Source organism: Leptospiraceae bacterium (genome assembly GCA_024233835.1).
In the GTDB taxonomy this organism is placed as follows: domain Bacteria; phylum Spirochaetota; class Leptospiria; order Leptospirales; family Leptospiraceae; genus JACKPC01.
In genome coordinates this window covers 1,035,088-1,054,452 of the sequence record JACKPC010000001.1, presented here as the reverse complement: position 1 = coordinate 1,054,452, position 19,365 = coordinate 1,035,088, and the positions used below count along the sequence as shown (strand labels likewise).

Below are 19,365 nucleotides of genomic sequence, written 5' to 3'. Positions count from 1 at the left end.
CGATTATTTGCTTGAAGCCGCTTTTTTAATGTTCCCTGAAAAAGCGGGAAAGCCAATGGACAGAGAACTTGAATTGAAGGATGAAGCTGAAATCTGGAATGAACAATATTCCAGGAAGCTTGTTAGCTCAGCCTATATAACCGCCTTCATCGGGATGATGACTTATATACCGGGTACTCTTTTTTCGGCTTTTATCATCGAAGAAAGAGGTAGTCTGGAAAATGTGTATATACGTTTTTTTCCTTTATTTCCAACTCTTATTACGGCTTATCTACTATTCAGAAAGAAAATTTCTGCTAAAGTATTTGCTTATACTATCTGGATGTCTCTTTTTTTATCGGCAGGTTTTGCAGCCAGCAGTCTCAGCAAAAATTTTGATACTTTAATAGCCAGCATACTTGCTAATATTCCTATTATTATTGCACCGGCCATACTCTTATTCTGGCATTATAAGCATAGTCTGTTTAACTGTGTATTCGGTTTTCTTGTTAATGTTCTTTTTGCTTATCTTTTCAATCCTGAAAACTTTTCTAAGTATATTACCTACTGGCTAATTCTTTTACCTATTGCTCTTGCTGCTATTACAATTTCTGGTTTGCGGTATCAGTATTTTCGAATCATCTTCTTCAATGCTCTTAAGCTTGCAAAAGTAAATCAAGTATTAGAAAAGCAAAAACAACAGATTGTAAAACAAAATCTTCAATTACAGGAGAAAAATGAAGAATTAAATACACAGGCTTTTTCTCTTACAGAAATGAATTCCATGAAAAACAGGTTTATCTCTATCATGGCTCATGATCTGAAAAATTCGTTCAACGAAATTTTAGGACTTTCGAAAATTCTAATGGAAGATGCTGAAGAGGAAAGTCTTGAGGATGTAAAAACCTATAGTCGCTATGTTCACAATTCTGCACAGAATACCTATACTATGCTAAATAGTCTTCTGGAATGGTCCAGGGCTCATGATGGAAAACTAATACTCCATCCTCAAAATATCGAAATAAATACTCTTCTTTTAAATGTGATAAGCCTTTTGCAAAGCAGGGCAGACAAGAAAAATATTACCATAAATAGGAATTTTGAAAAGAAGTTATTTCTATATGCTGATGAAAATTCTCTAAGTACCATATTCTTCAATCTTATAGGAAATGCAATAAAGTTTACCTATTTGAACGGTAAGATAGAAATAGACTTAGAGGAAACAGAGTACTGTATTCGTATTAACATTAGGGATAACGGTCAGGGTATAGCAAAGAAAGATTTGGATAAGATCTTTTCTTTAGAACATAATTTTCAAACAGAAGGCACTGAAGGTGAACGTGGAACCGGTATAGGTCTTATTCTCTGTGCGGAACTTATAGAGAAAAACAAGGGACAAATTTCTGTAGAAAGTGAACTCAGTAAGGGTAGTACTTTTAGTCTTTTACTTCCCAAAAGTGAAATTCCATGTGCGGAATCCTAGGGGCCTATGATCTATTAAAACAAAGAACCTTCCCAAAAGAAGTGCTTCAAAAAATGGCTACTGCTTTGCAACACAGGGGACCGGAAAAAGAAGACTTTTACTCAAAACCCGGTTATGCCACGGGAGTCAGACGACTCATTCTCAGGGACCGAGAAGGCGGGAATCAACCGATGCAAACAAATTCTTCCTGTTTTTCTTATAATGGGGAATTATATTCTTTTAAAGAAGACAGGCTAAGATTAAGCAAATCCCACATTCATTTTCATACTTTCTCTGATACGGAGGTTTTTCAAAAAGGCTTAGAAGTCGAAGGTCTCAAGTTTATACAAAATGCAGAAGCCCAATTTGCCTTTGCTTTTTATGATAAGACTTGCCGTTCTTTACTATTAGCCAGGGATAGATTTGGTATTGTTCCATTGTATTATACTTATCACAACAACTGGCTTTTATACGCTTCGGAAATAAAAGCCCTTCTGGCATCCGGAGAGATAAACCCAAAACCCGCCGCCCTTGCTTTAGACCATATTTTAAGCGGTCTTGCCCTGAGTCCGGGAGAATCCTGCTTTGAAAATATATTTTCTATTCCTCCAGGTTTCTACCTGCACATAGACGGAAAAGATAGGAAACTGGAGAAATATGTAGCTTCGTCGGAAGATGAATTTATTCTGCATAAAGAACCTGAGAAAAAACTTATAGACAAGCTGGATGCTCTTTTGCTTTCGTCTGTAGCCAGGCGGCTCGAGGCCGATGCGGATATAGGAGTTTACTTGAGCGGAGGGGTGGATTCTTCCCTGATTGCAGCTATGGCAAAAGAAGTTACAATTTCTGAAAAAAGAAAAGATTTAAGTGCCTATAGCATTCGTTTAGGAAAAGATGAGAGTAGCTTTGCAATAGAAACTGCTAAAAAACTTGGCATTCGACATATAGTTTTAGATGTTCAGGAGAAAGACATTATTTCTGCTTTTCCCGCCGCTGTATATGCTGCTGAAATGCCCGTATTAGACCATGCGAATATATGCTTACAACTACTGGCCAAAGAAGTAAAAAAAGATGGCAGGAAGGGAGTGCTTACAGGTGAAGGGGCCGATGAAGCCTTCGGAGGTTATCCCTGGCACAGGTTTATGAATCCGTTCATTCGAACTATAATATATAAGGGAATGGAAATGTATTTTTCGAATAAGAATATACAAAAGACTGCAGTTTTTAGAAGCTTTAACCAGTACCCACTCTTTCTTTTTCTTTCACATATACGAGATTTGTTTTACTCAAAAGAGTTTAAAGACAAAGTTTATTCTTCTAATAATATCTCTTATCCTCTCACAAAGAATTACCAGGTTAAAAGAAGTAAATTACAGAACTCCTTACATCTGGACTATGAGTGGCTCTTAGCCGGACATCTCTTGATAGACAAGGGAGACAGGGTTTCTATGTCCGCTTCTATTGAAGCGAGATACCCTTTTTTAGATACACAGGTTTTTCAATTTGCAAATCAAATTCCGGATGTTTATAAGTTCCGGGGATTAACAAACAAGTGGATACTGAGAAAAGTAGCAGAACGCTATCTCAGTAAAGAAACAGCCCAAAGAAAAAAGCACATGTTTCGGGCAGAACCTCTTATTCATGGAAAGGCACGTCCTAATTGGGTGGAGGAGCTTTTATCACCCGAATCTCTTCGATTCACCGGCTTCTTTGAACCTGCATTGGTTGAAAAACATTTGTATTCACGAAATCATTCCGGATATTTCAGCAATCCTTTACTACAGGTGGGTTTATCGGGAGTAGTGAGTACGCAACTCTGGTATCATTTATTCTGTGGAGGGAATCTCTGCTCTCTTCCGCCTTCAATATAGAGAATTAAAAGCCGGGGATGTATACCAGAGTAGAAGACCCTTTGCATTGTTCTTCTTTCTGGCTAAATCAATAATTGCCTGTCCGGCTCTTGCCATGTAGATGGGATCCAGTTGTATTTTATCTTTTTGAAATATTTCAATAGCTTCTTTACAGGATTCATTTTCTGTTCCATAAGCTTTTCCGATATAAGAAGAGCTGATAGATAGATCTGTATCTCCATAAGACGTAATTCCATATTTTACCTGTGATAAGCCTGCGAGGTTTCGAATATATAACTTTCCATTCCAGAAACCGGGATAAACCTGAACACTAAAGATAGGAGGAAGAGAAGGTTCTAACTGCCTTGCGAGTTGCAAACCGGCTGTGATTCCACCCGAACCATAGATACAAACCTGGTAATCTACAGGTACGGGCTGTTGTAAAAGTTCTAAGCCGGCTTCTACATAAGCAGAAATACCTCCCGCATTGGTTCCGCCGGGAAAGAGAAAATAGGGTCTTTTCCCTTCTCTTTTTAATTTATGATAGAGGTATAAAGCCCGAAAAGCAAGACTTAGTTCATTTATAGAAAAAGAAATGTCCTGCACCAGAGAACAGGTATTTTGATAAATTGCATAAGAATAGTCTAAATAAGGTTGTTTTAGAAATATCGCATGAACCTTAAAATCGAAAGTTTTTGCGATCTTAGCTGTAGCATTTACATGATGAGAGCCTGTAGTTCCGGCTGTAATGATATCTGTTACAGATTCTTTTTCTAGCAGGGGCAGAATTTTAGCCAGTTTTCTTGCCTTACTTCCGCTGGCCGAGTAATAGGAAAATAAGTCTTCTCGTTTTATCCAGACGGGTGTTCTGAGATACTCAGAAACCTTTTCTAAGTATTGAAGCGGAGTCGGAACCTGAATAAAAGATTTCAATAGCGAAAACCGAACCAATCAAATATGCGGAGAATAAAGAGAAAGAAATAAGCATGAATTTTTGTTCTAAGAGACTGCAAGAGTTTCATTTTTTTATACGGGAGAATCAGTTCAGATCGATTCCAAAGTTCTTCAAATTGTTTTTGAAATTGATTTAAAATCTTTTTATCCTCTGTATACACATTGGTTTCGAGCCAGGCCCCTGAAAAGGAGTTCGGAGTATAGTTTGCCTGACCGGCAATCAGGGAAGCTTTTTTCCCTAAAAAAGCAATGGCTTTACAATGCATCATTTCTGTAGGTCTTGAGGGAAATAGTCTTAGTTCTACATTTTCATTCTTTCTACAGGTATGAATACAGGAAAGATTTACCGTGTTTCGTAAAAGAAAACGAAGAAAAGGTTTTAGGGCCAGGGCATGACAATTATCCACCAGTATACGAAGACGAACCGTTTTTGAAACCAGTAAGAGTTCTTCTAAGGTTTTCAAATCGGAGAAATAAGTTGAGGCCAGGATTATCTCCGTAATATGGCTTTCTGTTATATTATGTATTTCTTTTATAACTGTCTTTAAGATTACAGGACCGGATTCCAGAATTTTATTTTTTGAGTTATAGTTTTGGGATTTTCGTTCAGTTTCTTTTGTGAAAAGGGATTTTAATTGCAATTCTTCTTCGGAGAAAAGAATAGGAAGAGATAGAGCATTTTTAAGGGAAACTAAAGCTATATTCCAGAGTTCTGAAGCCATAGTTCCACGTAAAAGAAATGTATTTTCCTGCCAGAGATAAGCCTGATCGATGATGTTGTGAGAAAAAATCAAACCGGCTTTCCCTGAATCTATGACAAGGTTTTTTCTATGGTCTTCTACATTGTGCAGGCTTTGCCAGCGATTTTGTAGGGAAACCCAGTCTGATTTGGTGTAAGGTCTATTATTATCCCAGGTTTCATGAAATCGACAGATCTTCGGAAATTTTCTATTTTTATTATATAGGGTTTCTCTAAGACTCGCGTTTAAAACAATAATACCTTCCGACTCGAGCCTGTGGCGGGTGAGGGGTGGAATTTTTACAGGGGTAAGGGAAGCCTTTTCTATTGTCTGGGTATCCAATATAACAATGATTTGGATTTCAGGAATCTGTCTTTTTTTTTCGATAAGCCACTTTGCTACTGTATGTGCCCAGGGGTAAGCCTTTTCTATCATCTGCAAAGTCCTTAATTCTCCATTTCCTGAAAATAAATACATTTGCAGGATAATATTTTCTCTGGCAGACTGTATCAAGTATTTGAGTATTCGAATCCTTTGCCGGGGTTTCGGAAAATAAAGTAATTCTTTTTTCACTATATCAATTTTGATAAAGCATAAGAAAGACTTGAAAGTCCGGGTACGGGTTTTTGCTCGTTTTTTTGTATATACGAGCTTATTCCCATCCTATCTGATTTCGACATACCCTTTTTTTTGATTTCTTTATACTGTGTTGCATTCAAGTTTTCTTTGATGGCAAAATACTTCGCTGCCTTTTTCCAGGCAAGAGCAACCTTTTTATCAGAGTAAGCTACTAAAGGTAAGAGACTCAACATTTCAAACTGTGTTCTGAGAAATGAACGCTTTGTGATTACCCCTTCCACTACAATTCTATCGTAACGAACGTGGCTTTTTTCTTCCCTGGCATGTAAGTCCATTACATCCAGAACGGGTTTCCAGCTTTCATCCAATTTTTCTTGCATGACAGGAAAAACGAACAGAGTCATCTCTTCGAACAAAAATGCCATCATGAAAAAAGAAGACAGGGGAGTGTGTCTCAGGATGAGAGAATCAAAGCTTGAACGATGCAGAAACTGAAGTTTATCTTCGGAATATAATTCAGGAGCGATTATTTTAGATAGAGTTTTAAACGCCCGAATATGCTCTTTTTCCTCATAAATAAACTTAGTATATTGCTTTTCCGTTAAGAATTGAAAGATTTTACTTTTATTATATTCCATATATTGAATAATCGAAGTTTCAAAATATACAAACATTTCACACATGAAATAGCTGGCCAGGTGGTTCAGTCGAATTCTTTGTTCTAAACTTAAAGATGTGTTCAGTAGCTGAGGCCAGTGATGTTCCGGGATTAAAAAAGTCTTCGGAACTTCTGATTCATATTGTATGCTATTCCAGTTGAGTGAGTTCATATTTCTTCCTATGCTAAGAACACCATTTCCCAATGGCTTTATAATGAAATCCATAAAAAAATAACATGATAAGGGGCATTCCGATTATATACGGAAGGAACTCTTTTATATCATTAAATTCTACCGCTTGAAAGGGAAAACGGGATAGAGTTCCCTTTAAAATGAAATAAAAGAAAAATATTATACCCAGGTTAAATAATGCAAGAGAAATCCACTGGTATGAAGATAAGTTAAAAAATAGGGGACTATCTTTTTCTCCTCTGTAGAATTCACAGATAAATCGTAAAAGTCCGTATAGCACTAAATAAGTAGAAAAGAATATTCCGGGAATATAAAATAACAATATCATTGTAAGCTGGAAAATTCCAATCCCGATACATCCGAGACTTTCGTATAATTGTACCGGGTAAAGAGGAGTTTGTGAATAATGGGATACCCGAATGGCTTTTGATAGGGGGTCTGTATAGAGAATATGTAGCTGATCTCTTGTGAAATTCGGAATTTCTTTTCCATGGCAACAACCATAATTAATACAGGCAGTTCTTGCATAACCATGTATAAAGCCACCTAAAAGAGCCGAACCATCCAGAAGGGCAAGCAGATTGAAGTTGTCTTTGTAGGAAAAATAAATAAAGGTAGATATTACTCCGAGTAAACCACCAAAAAAACCAAAGCTAATGTTTTTTAAAAAACGATAATCTTTTAGAATACTCTTAAATGATAAAATTATACTTTGAACAAAGGAAAATAGAATTAAATTTAGAGGAGCGTACAGGAGAAGGGAGTTTACCGTTTTTTTTGAGATCCCGAGCCCTACTAACAGGGGAATAAAGAGTAAAAGTCCAAATAGTAAAGAAATAGAACTTACAAGTCCAAAACGGATTAAAAGAATATTCTTATATTTAAATAAAACAATAGGCATACCGGTTTGATTATGTAACCAGTTTTGAATACGAAATTTATAATTTGGCATTAAAGGATGGATCCGTGTATATCATTCGAAAAACCTTCTTTTTTAGGAACTAAACATTTCCAGAAATATATCTTTTTCAACAGACTTACAGGTACTCGAAACCGTGTCAATTTGTAAATCTTTCCAATTATGTAAAAACTCTTCTTTCGATTCTATATTTTCAAAACAGATCACAAAATCATCACCGTAGACACGAAACAATTGTTCTTCCCTTACGTATTTTTTTAGAATATCTGAAAATTTGCGAATTACTTCATTCCCCTGATGCCAGCCAAACTTATCATTGTAATCTGACATCCCGTGAAGTTCGAGTAAAGCAAATTGGGAATATTGAATTTCCGGGATAATATTTCTTATTACCATCCATAAATAAGTATCGTTATATACCCCGGTCAGTTGGTCTTTGAAAAAATAAGAAAATCTTTCTTTTTCTAACTGCGTAGAAGGTAACTGGCTTGTATTCATCTGATTTTTATTCTGAAACTTTTTCGTTGCCCTAATCGCGGCATCAACTACCTCAGGATGATACCATTTCCCTCTGTATAAAAGTAACTCAGCAAGAGCTTCTTCTACTGTTTTTCTTGCCTGGTAAATACGATTCGTTGTCATGGCATCAAAGGAATCTGCAACAATCATAATATGCGAGAGTAAGGGAATTTCATCTCTTTTCGCACGATAGGGATAACCTGTACCATCATATTTTTCATGATGATACTTTATGATATTGGCCAGAGGTTTATAATAATCTATTTTATCTAATATTTGAAAACCTACATCTAAATGTAGTTTTATGAGTTCATACTCTTTTTGAGATAATTTCCCCGGTTTTAATAAAATCGAATCCGGGATGATTACTTTTCCTATATCATGAAGTATTGCGGCTTCTCTCAGCACGGAAATCTCTTTTTGGTTTAATTCCAACTCTTTAGCGATTTCTACCGAATAATCAGCGACCCGTTTTGTATGACCGGCTGTATAAGCATCCCTTTGTTCTATTACCCCTACCAGCATTTCAATTAGCTCTTTATAATGCTTGGCTCTTTCCTGTTCCATATCAAAAATTTTTTGCTTGTGAATTTCGATTTCCTTATTTGATTCAAAGAACTCAAAGAGTCGATAAAATTGGGGAATAACATACTGAGAAAAATATTTTTCAGATTGATTCCAGGGGATGGATCTATGGGTTACTAACTGGTTATACTTTTCAAATGATTTACGGGGAGAAATTTCGCCCTGCTGGTTTACTATTGCTTTTTCATTCGGGTTCCCTCCCCAGGAAATGGTACGGGTCTTTTCTTCCCGGGTCCAGATCCAGAGACTATCCGGATTTGTGCTCAGTTTCAGTACCATGATTCCGGCGCACATTTTTAATATTATATCAGGTAAATTTGGACAGACTCCTACCAGATAGTTGGTATAAAATATTCCATTTTCAATAAAAGTATCTATATTTTCTAATAAAAGAAGAATCTGAGAATTAGAAAGATCGAGATTGTAAGAAATAATTTTATTACGATTATAAAATATAAATCCATCGGATTTATAAATAGACTGAAATAAAAAAGTTTTGCTTGTGATTAAGTTTAGAGCATCCAATTCATTTTCCCTTGATAATAGGATGCCCATGATTATTTCCAGCCTGGCAAGTAACTCACTGTTTTTTCTGGAACTTTCGCTTTCTTCTCTCATCTGGATGATTCCACCCAGTATATTTCCAAATATTTCACAGACACTCTGTAATTTTAAACTGGGAGAATAGGAGGTTCCGTGATGACAACTTATAAGACCCCATAGACTCTGATTCACCAGGATAGAAATGGTCATTGTTGCACAGACTCCCATATTGTTTAAATACTCAAGATGAATGGGGGATACACTTCTTAAGGTACTATAACTCATGTCCAGAGGTTCTGAAATATGAGAAATAGTTTGAAGGGGAACAGGTTTATAATGTATATCTACGATTGTACGTATCATATTTTTACAATATAGATCTCTTGCCTGGGAAGGAATGTCACTTGCAGGATAGTGAAGATTTAAATAGGGTTCCATTTCCTCTTCTTTGGCTTCGGCTATAACTTCCCCATTGAATTCTTCATCGAAACGATAGATCATCACTCTATCATAGCCGCTTAATTTTTTTATTTCCTTTGTAGCCAGATCAAACAAATGAGAGATTTCTTGAGTTGTAATAAGTTTCTTGACAATACCATTTAAGACAAATTCTATCGATTCTATATCTCCTTCGGATAAGCTATTGGGAAGAATTTCTATGATAAATTCTTTTTCTGCATCGCAGATAATAAGATCGATAGGACTCGAAGAAAATAGGGGAATGAGTTTATTTGAAAATACATATTTTTTTTGAAGATTCCAATCAAGTTTACTTAATATCTCGGAAGAAATCTCATCCGGGAAAAGAAAATTCATTGGTTTATCTAAAATTGAAGTAAGGGGTATAACTATACTTACATTTTCACTGGACCGGGTTACTTTTAAGCTAAGCTTGTCAATTGCAATCGAGTATCCATGCGGCTGGATCAGGCTTGGAATGTGAATTTTTTCCTGTTCACATTTTGAAAAATCGAGTTTCTGGCTTTTCATGTTTATGTGTATCCATTAATTGTATAGAGTTGAGTGAAAATAGGTAAACCTCATTTAATTTTTACTTAGATACACCTTTCTATAATCGTGTGGCTTAATTCTTTAAAATCAGAGCTTACTTTTGATACTGCCTCATAGTGAGCTCCTATTGCTCCGTCTGCGGGTTTTAGATTAAAGATGTTTTTTTTCCCTTCCATGGTCATTGCCATTAAGCTTCGATAGTGCCTAATTAAGGCAATACAGTATTTAATGGAATTATTTTACAAAAGGAAAGTCAATCCTTTTTCCTTAGCATAAAGTTTCGAATATCAGAAATCTCTGAGTATTCCACTCTGATTGTATCATTATTATTTTGAATCAAATCTATCTGTTTAATTCTGAGTTCTTTCTCCTGAGATGTCATTACAGGGAAATTCATTTTTTCATTATGATGTTTTATTTCTTTTCCTGATTCCAGTCTATTCTTAACAAAAATTCTATGTTTTTCAATTCGCTTATATAAATACTCATTTAAAGAATCCTTAAATAAACCCACGGTATCTAAAAATTCCTTTTTAAAATAAGACTCCAGTTCAATACCTATACTGTTTCTTTCTGATGCAATAGCAGCTAATGTTGTAGTGCCGGTTCCCCAGAATGGATCCAAAACCCTATCCCCCTTGCAAGAGTACATGTTAATCAACCTGTAAGCCAACTCGAAAGGATAAGCTGCACTTCTGTTCCTGGTTTCCGAATTTTTTATGAGTTGTTTTATTCCTTTGATATCTTCCCAGATATCAGAAAACCAGACATTTCTTTCTTCCCAGAAATAAGAACTTTCACGACGAATCTCTTTCTGCTTCGAATTAAAACTCTTTTTAGGTCCTTTTCGGAATATTAAAATATATTCATGTTCCAGAGTAACATAAGCACCTGCCGGAAACATGCCGGAACCCATAAATTTATTAGGAGCATTGGTTTGTTTTCGCCACAGAATATTTGGTAGATTTTTAAAACCAAGCTGTAAGCACTTTTGAATAATCCTTGCATGATTGGAGAACAATTGAAAATCACCGTTAATACTGCGAGTAGCATCGCCAGTATTAATAATCAAAAAACCACCATCTTTTAGGGATGTATACAAAGATTCCCAGACTATGTCCATCTCCCTGTTCATAAGTTCGAAAGCTAATGATGGATCTTCTTTTAAAATATTTTGAATTTCCGGGTTCATTTGAAAAAAAAGATCATCCCACATCTGGATCATCGGATAAGGAGGCGAAGTAAGAACCAAATCAAGCGAATCTGGTTCGACTAACCCTGATAAAGACCTTGAGTCATGAATAAATATTTTGTGATTGGAACAAGCCATAGACAGTTTTAAAGACCTTTATAAATAAAGTGCCCTAATTGAAAAGTAAAAGATTTTCCTTCAATGCTTTGAGACGAACTTTACACTCCGTTCCAGGGATGGTAAGCGGATATTTAATATTTTGGCAGTATGTTTTTAATAAGAAAAATTAACTCGACAGAGAAGGTATGAAATATAACAAGAATAAGAATAGAATTAGAATTTATATGAAAACGTATTTCTTTATTATTTTATCCTTTCTTTTCAACTGTAGAATTCAGGATATAGAAAAACCTCCCCTTATCAATCTTTTGGGTGGGATAAATCAGACAGGGAAAATTGGAGTAGTTTCTTCTGACCTGGGGCCTGCCGGGAGATATAGTACAATGAGTCTCGATGGACTTTCAGTTCCTTCCAGCTATGTAAACATACATTCCGATGCAGAAGCCAGATATTATTTGGATAAAGTATACATCCTAAATAAGCTAAATCGAGATAATATCCAGGTCATAAACCCGGCTCTTGCTAATATTACAGAAATCGAATTTACCGTGGGGCGAGGAATGAATCCTCAGGATATAGTAGTTCTAAATCAAAACAAAGCCTATGTGACTTTACTTAATGATTCGGGTATTTTGATTGTAAATCCTTCTACGGGTTTACATATAGGAAAAATAGATCTGAGTGCCTATGCTGATAAGGAGGACAATCTTCCTGAAGCCAGTGGAATGATAGAATATAAAGGAAAGCTCTACGTAGCCTTACAGCGTTTAAACCGTAAAGCTTCAGGAGGTATCTGGCCGCCTACCAATTATTCTTCTCTTCTGGAAATCGATACATCAAGCGAAACAGTTATCGCCGAATATCGCCTGAAAGGTAAAAACCCGGTAGGACAAATTCAACTTATCAATCTCGATGGAGAGCCTCATCTTGTTTTTGCCTGTCCGGCTTACCAGGGTTTTAACTTTAAAATTGATGGCGGAGTGGAAGCCTTTAATCTCAGGACAAAAACTTCAAGAGCGAATTATTTATATTCAGAAGAAACAGCCGGTGGAGATATTTTAGAAGCCATACTCCTGGATGAAACTACAGCTTATGCAATTGTCCAATTTCGGGATTTTAGTTCAGCATTACATCGTTTTAATCCCCTTACCGGTGAAAAACAAAAAGAACTTAGCTTTTATCCGGCAAGCGGGGGGTATGTAACCGGTTTACTGATTGCACCCAATGCCTATCTTTATACCGGGGATAGTTCCTACACCAATCCGGGAATTATGATTTATGATAGTAAAAATGCTGATAAAAAGGTGGTTCCCTTACCGGTAAATGTGGGACTCAGACCTACCGGGATGATATACATACCATGAGAATATTCATATATATAATAATACTTATAATCTTAAGTCCCCTGTGGGCCGATGAAAACCCGGAAGTAAAAGAAACAGAAAAAGTACGGGTTGTTGGAAAAAAAGATAAAGATGAGTATGAAAGTCTCGAAGGAACCGAGAAAAATCCCAGTGGTTTTAGTTCCGTAATTCCCCTGGAGGATACAAAAGATAAATATAACTCCATAGACGAAGTTTTAGAAAAAGAGTCAGGCCTGCGTGTAAGAAGATACGGAGGGCTCGGAGCCTATTCCACCCTTTCTATTCGAGGAGCAAATCCGAACCAGGTAAAATTCTATATCGATGGAGTTCCTATTAATAATAATGTGGGTGGTGAGATTAACCTTGCCGAACTTCCCTTTGAAAATTTGGAGAGCATTGAAGTTCATAAAAGTGGTTCCTCTTACGGGCTGAGTTCTTCTTCTGTGGGGGGAGCGGTTAATTTAAAAACCAGAAAAGGAAAAAAGAAAAAGAAAGAAAGTCGGATTCTTCTCGGAGGAGGAAGCTTTCATACTATTAAAGGAACTGTATCTCATTATGATAATACGGGAGAAGATCTGGGTTATGGCTTTCTCGCATCCTCTGAAAAATCTGATGGAGACTTTCGTTTTCGTAATGATAATGGAACACCGGTCATTAATACCTATGATGATTATGATGACATTCGTAAAAACTCCTGGTATGAACGCTCAGCGGTTTCCGGAACAGTCAATCTAAAAAAAGGAAATACAGAGTACAAGTTATTTAATGATTTCTTATATAGGATGTACGGTCTTCCGGGTCAATCAAACCGTACAGAAAAAGTAAAACGAAAATATCTAAGAAACACATCGGCTCTGGGAAGCACAAGCAAGGGTATTGGTTTTGATAATTTGAACCTTTCAACAAGGCTGTATTATACAGGAATGCGGGACCAGCTTTTCGACCCCAAAGAAGAAATCACCTATTCGGAACCTAATTCAAGAGCGGATATACAGCAGTACGGAATTCACCTTTTACCCGAAATTTATCTTCTTTCGTATCATCAAATTTTACGTTTCATGTTCGGACTGGAAAGGGAAACCTTTAAAAATGATAAGAGAAACACAGATGATAAAATAGTAGAAAAGCTTCCACGAAAATTTAGAAGCCATGATCTGGTTCAGCTGGAAGATGAGTTCCGCTTTTTTAAAAAGAGATTGCGAATCATTCCTTCTTATAAATGGGAAATCTATCATGATAGATATAATGAGAATATTCTAAAGAAAGATTATTATAATCTAACAGAGAAGGATAGCTCTATTCAGAGACTTACCTCGAAGAAGCTCGGAGGACTCATTGTTCCTTATAAAGAAAAACATCTGGAATTTGCCTGGAAAGCCAATGTGTCGGAAGAATACAGGATGCCCGACTTTTTAGAGCTATTCGGAGAAAGAGGGAGTATTATCGGAAACCCAAATTTGAACCCGGAAAAAAGCCGAAACTTTGATACCGGTCCAGTAATAGAGCTAAACTATGAGAATCTTTCTTACCATACTTCTCTTGTTTATTATTCCAAAAATATTCTGGATATGATTCAGTATGTTCCGAATTCCCAGTTTACCCTGCGACCGGAAAATATCGACAGTGCCTATATAAAAGGATTTGAATGGAATCAGAAGCTAAAACTTTACAAAACCTGGATACTAAAAAGTAATTACACCTACCAGAAAGCTATAAATACCTCCGATTCCTATAGCTTAAATGGAAAATATTTGCCCCTGCGACCCATGCACGAATGGCAGGCCGGAATTTATTATAAGGCTGAAAAATTGGAATGCGGTCTGGAAAATACCTTTATTGGAGCAAATTATAAGGATAGAACCAACGAATACCAGAATTACCAGGAGGCCCGCTGGATTTATAATACCTATTTCACTTATTATCTATATAAGAATAAAGAAAAGGATTCGGAAACAGAAGTCTATATAAACTTCCAGATAAAAAATATCGGGGATAAACGCATTTCGGATATCGTAGGCTACCCCCTACCCGGCAGGTCTTACTATGCTTTCTTGAGTGCGAAGTTTTAGTATCCGCACAAAAAATCAGTGATGGAGGAACTAGCAACATTTTCAAGACCGATTTTGTTTAACTCGGCAATTGTTTCGCTTCTTTCATTTGGTTATTATTTTTTAGTTGAATTGCAAAATTACAAGTCTTTTTTCTTTTCATCCGCTTCGAACCAGCTATCAGAAAACCCTCCCATTGTCGGAACAGGATGCTTACTCAGCACAAGTTAATGACAAGCTTGATGTAGTATTTGATCTAAACTATACTTCAAGAACATCGTTTAAATATTTCTGCAAACGCCCGGTATTTTTATTATTCTTTTTTCTTCTGGTAGGATCTATAATTTGTAAAAGCCAATCAGATTTTTTACCGTTATAGTGTTCTATTAGCCTTTTTTCAACAGCGGCGGGTTGCCAGACGGAAAGTCTTTCCAGTCCCATACATTCTTCTATTGTTGCTTTTCTTCTATTGCCATTTTCGACAATTTCAAATATTTCTGGATTTAGAGCGTCCTGAACGAAACGTGGTGGTTCTTTTAATAGTGATTCTTCCAGAGGAATTTTTCCAATTTTCAACCACCTGCCTCTGGTAATTGCATAATTTTGCACGGATATAATAAATAAAATTGGGCTGGATATTATTTTTGTAAGGTCTTCTATTTCGTCTGTTGTGCGGTGATCGTAGAAAGCAAAAGAAGTTCCGGGTAGTATTCTGGCATAGGTATGATAATCCTCATTTAGGGGAACTTTAATTATAGAACCTATGGTTCTGTGTTGTTTTACTTTCTTCTCTGTCATAGCCCTGTAAATAACCAGAAAACGGCAATCAATGAAGTTATGCTACCAAAAATCTTTAAAGCGGTCAAGAGATATTTCTTTTTCTTCGGGTTCCTGTCACTAATAGAATTGATGCTATTTCCGGAAGTTCCACCTTTAGATTTTGCTCCACCATTATACTCAATAAGCATTTGCTCTCTGCCTCGAATTGCTTCATAATTATTGGATATTTTGTCTATATCATAAACATCAAAACCATCTTCATTTTTATGATGACTACTATCTCTCTTGGCCATAATTTTCTCTGCTAACTCTTCTTCTTTAAGACTTCCATCATCAATACCACTTGCTCTTCCTGAATAAACTTCTAAATTTTCAGGATTTGTTTTAGTATAGCTAACATGTAAACGTTTAGAGCTACTCATTATTTTAGTAATAATTATAACTTGTATATGTTTCAAGTAATTTTTACATAAAGCTTATTGCTGCTGTTCTTTTTTATAGAATCTTTATTGTACGAATCCTGCTCGGAACCCAATTCAAGATTAGAAGCCATGATCTGGTTCAGCTGGAAGATGAGTTCCGCTTTTTTAAAAAGAGATTGCGAATCATTCCTTCTTATAAATGGGAAATCTATCATGATAGATATAATGAGAATATTCTAAAGAAAGATTATTATAATCTAGCAGAGAAGGATAGCTCTATTCAGAGACTTACCTCGAAGAAGCTCGGAGGACTCATTGTTCCTTATAAAGAAAAACATCTGGAATTTGCCTGGAAAGCCAATGTGTCGGAAGAATACAGGAGGCACGCTGGATTTATAATACCTATTTTACTTATTATCTATATAAGAATAAAGAAAAAGACTCGGAAACAGAAGTTTATATAAACTTCCAGGTAAAAAACATTGGGGATAAACGCATTTCGGATATCGTGGGCTACCCCCTACCCGGCAGGTCTTACTATGCTTTCTTGAGTGCGAAGTTTTAGTCAGGGAAATATTACGGGACTATATTCCCCAACAAACCGATTTATGCTTCGGCCTGGCTCAGAACGAGCACCGATAGTCAGTTAGCTATTTCCACCTTTCAGATTGACAGTATGAACCTCAGATGTAGACAGCCTGAACCTCTGAGGTGCTTAGTCTGAACCTCCGAAGGAGAAGTTTAAACCTCGGAGGTAGATAGTACGAACCCTGAAGGTGGAAGTTTGGACCTCGGAGGTAGATATTACGAACCCAGGAGGTGGAAGTTTTAACCTCAGACGTGGATAATATGAATCTCCGAGGTGAAAACGTGAACCTTCGGGGTAGGTATTTATGATTTATCCTTCTCAATCGTTCGATGGATCGCCCACAAAATAAATTACTTGCTAATAAAATTGCAATTTATGAGAATATGTTTAAAGGCTAAAGATTGTATGAAAGTTACATTTGAATTAGAAAGCCAAACCGAAATAGATATAGTCATGAGATTTTTAAAATCTATCGAATCCTCTATTCATTCCTTAGATTGAAAGCGTGGAATAGAAATTGATCCTTTGCGATACGAATATTTTTATCAGTGCTTTTAATGGCATTCAAGAAACAACAGAATACGTTGAACTATATAAACTCAGTCATGATTTGTTCTTCTGGAGCGAGCAAGTGCTTGTTCGCTTACGTTAAAAGAAAAAACCCAGCTTTCTTGAGTGCGAAGTTTTAGTCAGGGAAATATGTGTTTACGGGACTATATTCCCCAATAAACCGTCTTTGTTGCTGAAAACTAAAAAAGCAATAAACATATTCTTTTTGCTTTTTGGTACAATCCGGGCTTGACCTCAAAAGCCTATACCTGATTATTGTCATATCATAAACATTCTAAAACTACGGGATATTCCATGAGCAATACAGAAGATTATAGCAACAAAGGTGGTTACCTTATCTTTACTTTTTCTATGGTTTTTACACTGGCATTTTTTGCTTACCTGCTTTTCTTTCATCCGGGTGTAAAACTTGACACCAGTATCAAAAAAAGCACTTCTATAGAAAATAAAACCAAGTAAATCGTTTCATGGTTTTTAAAATCCTCTTTCTCTATTTTTTTATCTGTGTTTCTGGACTCTCTTTGCTGGCTTACGATCCTTCCAAACAGCCAGTAAAGAACGAAACCCCAACACATTTAAAAGATATTGGGGTGGATGAAAGACCCGGAGCGAGTCTCAGTCTCGATACAGTGTTTCGGGACGAGAAAGGAGAAGAAAGACCTCTTTCTTCCTTTTTTAAGCAACAAAAGCCTATTCTTCTCGCCCTGGTCTATTTCAGTTGTCCGAATCTCTGTAATTACCAGTTGAATGGCTTGACCAAAAGTCTTAAAAAATTGGACTGGTTAACCGGAAAACAATTCGAGGTAATGGCTATCAGTATAGATCCCAAAGAGGACTCTACTCTGGCAGCACAGAAAAAAGAGGCATACCTGAATGAATATGCCAGATCGGGTGCATCCGAAGGCTGGCATTTTCTAACAGGAAAAGAGGAAAGTATTCATAAAATTGCCGGCGAAGTCGGGTTTCGTTACAAATGGAATCCGGAAGCCGAACAATGGGCACATGCAGCAGCTACTTACGTTTTAACCCCGGATGGGAGAATTTCTCGCTATCTTTACGGGATTGATTTTGATCCACAAACCGTAAAGCTTTCTTTGGTAGAAGCTTCCAATGGAAAAATCGGAAATTTTGTAGACAGGGTGTTATTGTTTTGTTTTCAGTTCGATCCAAAACTGAATCGCTATACCCTGTTTGCCTATAACCTGATGAGGGTTGCAGCAGGTTTGACCGTTTTATTTATAGGAGCATTTATGCTTCTATTCTGGTTTAAGCAAAAGAAATCAAAGGAGATACAAGGAGTCCACCGGTAATGAACTTCATTCACCTCGCAAATTCATTTATGCCACCTGACGCAGCTACTTACGCGAAAGGTTTAAATGGCTTATACATTTTCCTGTTAGTATCCAGCTTCATCGGCTGTGTTTTATCTATCGGGGGAATGATCTATTTCACATATAAGTACAGACGGAAGTCCGATAACGACAAAACCGCCTATATCACCCATAATTACACCCTCGAATTCCTCTGGAGTTTTCTTCCTCTGGTTGTGTTCCTGGTGAGTTTTTTCTGGGGATATAAAGTTTACAGCCACATGAAGACTTTTCCCAAGAATGCATACGAGGTCAATGTTACCGCTATGCAATGGAGCTGGAGTTTTCGCTATAAAGAAGGAATTGAAACAGCCAATAGGCTGGTTGTTCCTTTAGGCAAACCGGTCAAGCTACTTATGACTTCCAAGGATGTACTCCACAGTTTTTTTGTTCCGGCTTTCCGTAACAAGATGGACGTACTTCCCGGTAAATACACCGCCTACTGGTTTGAAGCTACACAGGAAGGAGAGTTTGACCTTTTCTGTACAGAATACTGTGGTTTTTCCCATTCCGGCATGATAGCCAAGGTTGTAGTATTGAAACAGCCTGATTTTGAAGCCTGGATAAAAACCGAAGAAGAAAAAGCCAAAATGGCCAATACAAAAGACCCGGTTACCCTGGCAAAAGTCGGAAAGGAAATCTTCGAAGGAAAAGGCGCCTGCTTTAGCTGTCACTCTATTGATGGTTCTCCCAAAGTCGGTCCGAGTTTAAAAGCCCTTTCCGGTGCTAAGAGGGAATTCGCCGATGGCACAAACGCAGTAGCCGATGAAAACTACCTTCGGGAATCCATTTTACAGTCCCGTGCCAAAGTAGTAAAAGGTTTTGCTCCTTCTATGCCAATTTTCCAGGGCCAGTTGAAGGATAACGAAGTTCTCGCTCTTATCGAGTACATTAAAACACTGAAATAATTATTAGGAG

General features: G+C 36.8%; 17 protein-coding genes. 9 read left to right on the top strand and 8 right to left on the bottom strand.

Going from position 1 to position 19,365, the window contains the following annotated elements:
* Nucleotides 1–55: 55 nt before the first annotated feature.
* Both H7A25_04850 and asnB read left to right on the top strand, forming a co-directional pair.
* The gene (locus H7A25_04850) at nucleotides 56–1,462 is read left to right on the top strand and encodes a HAMP domain-containing histidine kinase (GenBank protein MCP5499206.1); all 1,407 of its coding nucleotides are present in this window, start codon (nucleotides 56–58) and stop codon (nucleotides 1,460–1,462) included.
* The gene (gene asnB, locus H7A25_04845; GenBank protein MCP5499205.1) at nucleotides 1,447–3,312 is read left to right on the top strand and encodes an asparagine synthase (glutamine-hydrolyzing); all 1,866 of its coding nucleotides are present in this window, start codon (nucleotides 1,447–1,449) and stop codon (nucleotides 3,310–3,312) included. The genes H7A25_04850 and asnB overlap by 16 nt, the downstream gene beginning before the upstream one ends.
* Here asnB and H7A25_04840 read toward each other — a convergent pair.
* The 6 genes from H7A25_04840 to H7A25_04815 form a co-directional block, all read right to left on the bottom strand.
* Nucleotides 3,304–4,224: a pyridoxal-phosphate dependent enzyme gene (locus H7A25_04840; GenBank protein MCP5499204.1), complete on the bottom strand. Its 921-nt coding sequence runs from the start codon at nucleotides 4,222–4,224 to the stop codon at nucleotides 3,304–3,306. The two genes, asnB and H7A25_04840, sit on opposite strands and share 9 nt — an antisense overlap.
* Nucleotides 4,221–5,462 carry a phosphatidylserine/phosphatidylglycerophosphate/cardiolipin synthase family protein gene (locus tag H7A25_04835; GenBank protein MCP5499203.1) on the bottom strand — a complete coding sequence of 414 codons (1,242 nt, stop codon included), beginning with the start codon at nucleotides 5,460–5,462 and terminating at the stop codon, nucleotides 4,221–4,223. Before H7A25_04835 ends, H7A25_04840 begins: the two co-directional genes overlap by 4 nt.
* Before the next feature lie 95 nt (nucleotides 5,463–5,557).
* Nucleotides 5,558–6,394, bottom strand: coding sequence for a diiron oxygenase (locus tag H7A25_04830; protein MCP5499202.1), 837 nt, complete (start codon nucleotides 6,392–6,394; stop codon nucleotides 5,558–5,560).
* 13 nt (nucleotides 6,395–6,407) lie between these two features.
* Nucleotides 6,408–7,367 carry a prolipoprotein diacylglyceryl transferase gene (locus tag H7A25_04825; protein MCP5499201.1) on the bottom strand — a complete coding sequence of 320 codons (960 nt, stop codon included), beginning with the start codon at nucleotides 7,365–7,367 and terminating at the stop codon, nucleotides 6,408–6,410.
* A gap of 42 nt (nucleotides 7,368–7,409) precedes the next feature.
* Nucleotides 7,410–9,971, bottom strand: coding sequence for an HD domain-containing protein (locus tag H7A25_04820; protein MCP5499200.1), 2,562 nt, complete (start codon nucleotides 9,969–9,971; stop codon nucleotides 7,410–7,412).
* A 274-nt stretch (nucleotides 9,972–10,245) separates the two neighbouring features.
* On the bottom strand, nucleotides 10,246–11,322 hold the full coding sequence (locus tag H7A25_04815; GenBank protein ID MCP5499199.1) for a site-specific DNA-methyltransferase: 1,077 nt from the start codon (nucleotides 11,320–11,322) through the stop codon (nucleotides 10,246–10,248).
* Between the two features lie 167 nt (nucleotides 11,323–11,489).
* Between H7A25_04815 and H7A25_04810 the strand changes: the two genes are divergently transcribed.
* From H7A25_04810 to H7A25_04800, 3 genes are read left to right on the top strand one after another with little or no spacing between them, the layout of a single operon-like run.
* On the top strand, nucleotides 11,490–12,668 hold the full coding sequence (locus tag H7A25_04810) for a hypothetical protein (protein ID MCP5499198.1): 1,179 nt from the start codon (nucleotides 11,490–11,492) through the stop codon (nucleotides 12,666–12,668).
* Nucleotides 12,665–14,737 carry a TonB-dependent receptor plug domain-containing protein gene (locus H7A25_04805; GenBank protein MCP5499197.1) on the top strand — a complete coding sequence of 691 codons (2,073 nt, stop codon included), beginning with the start codon at nucleotides 12,665–12,667 and terminating at the stop codon, nucleotides 14,735–14,737. Before H7A25_04810 ends, H7A25_04805 begins: the two co-directional genes overlap by 4 nt.
* Nucleotides 14,738–14,758: 21 nt before the next feature.
* Complete coding sequence (locus H7A25_04800; protein MCP5499196.1) at nucleotides 14,759–14,947, top strand: hypothetical protein; 189 nt, start codon at nucleotides 14,759–14,761, stop codon at nucleotides 14,945–14,947.
* A 30-nt stretch (nucleotides 14,948–14,977) separates the two neighbouring features.
* Here the strand turns inward: H7A25_04800 and H7A25_04795 are convergent, their stop codons facing one another.
* Together H7A25_04795 and H7A25_04790 are read right to left on the bottom strand one after the other, a co-directional pair.
* Nucleotides 14,978–15,514, bottom strand: a complete 537-nt coding sequence (locus H7A25_04795; GenBank protein ID MCP5499195.1) for an immunity 26/phosphotriesterase HocA family protein — start codon at nucleotides 15,512–15,514, stop codon at nucleotides 14,978–14,980.
* Nucleotides 15,511–15,918, bottom strand: a complete 408-nt coding sequence (locus H7A25_04790; GenBank protein MCP5499194.1) for a hypothetical protein — start codon at nucleotides 15,916–15,918, stop codon at nucleotides 15,511–15,513. The genes H7A25_04795 and H7A25_04790 overlap by 4 nt, the downstream gene beginning before the upstream one ends.
* A gap of 176 nt (nucleotides 15,919–16,094) precedes the next feature.
* Here H7A25_04790 and H7A25_04785 point away from each other — a divergent pair, with 176 nt between their 5' ends.
* The 4 genes from H7A25_04785 to coxB all read left to right on the top strand — a co-directional run bounded on the left by H7A25_04785 (nucleotide 16,095) and on the right by coxB (nucleotide 19,355).
* Nucleotides 16,095–16,382: a hypothetical protein gene (locus tag H7A25_04785; protein MCP5499193.1), complete on the top strand. Its 288-nt coding sequence runs from the start codon at nucleotides 16,095–16,097 to the stop codon at nucleotides 16,380–16,382.
* A gap of 989 nt (nucleotides 16,383–17,371) precedes the next feature.
* The gene (locus H7A25_04780; GenBank protein MCP5499192.1) at nucleotides 17,372–17,536 is read left to right on the top strand and encodes a hypothetical protein; all 165 of its coding nucleotides are present in this window, start codon (nucleotides 17,372–17,374) and stop codon (nucleotides 17,534–17,536) included.
* 8 nt (nucleotides 17,537–17,544) lie between these two features.
* Nucleotides 17,545–18,387, top strand: coding sequence for an SCO family protein (locus H7A25_04775; protein MCP5499191.1), 843 nt, complete (start codon nucleotides 17,545–17,547; stop codon nucleotides 18,385–18,387).
* Complete coding sequence (coxB, locus tag H7A25_04770) at nucleotides 18,387–19,355, top strand: cytochrome c oxidase subunit II (GenBank protein MCP5499190.1); 969 nt, start codon at nucleotides 18,387–18,389, stop codon at nucleotides 19,353–19,355. The genes H7A25_04775 and coxB overlap by 1 nt, the downstream gene beginning before the upstream one ends.
* Nucleotides 19,356–19,365 lie beyond the last annotated feature (10 nt).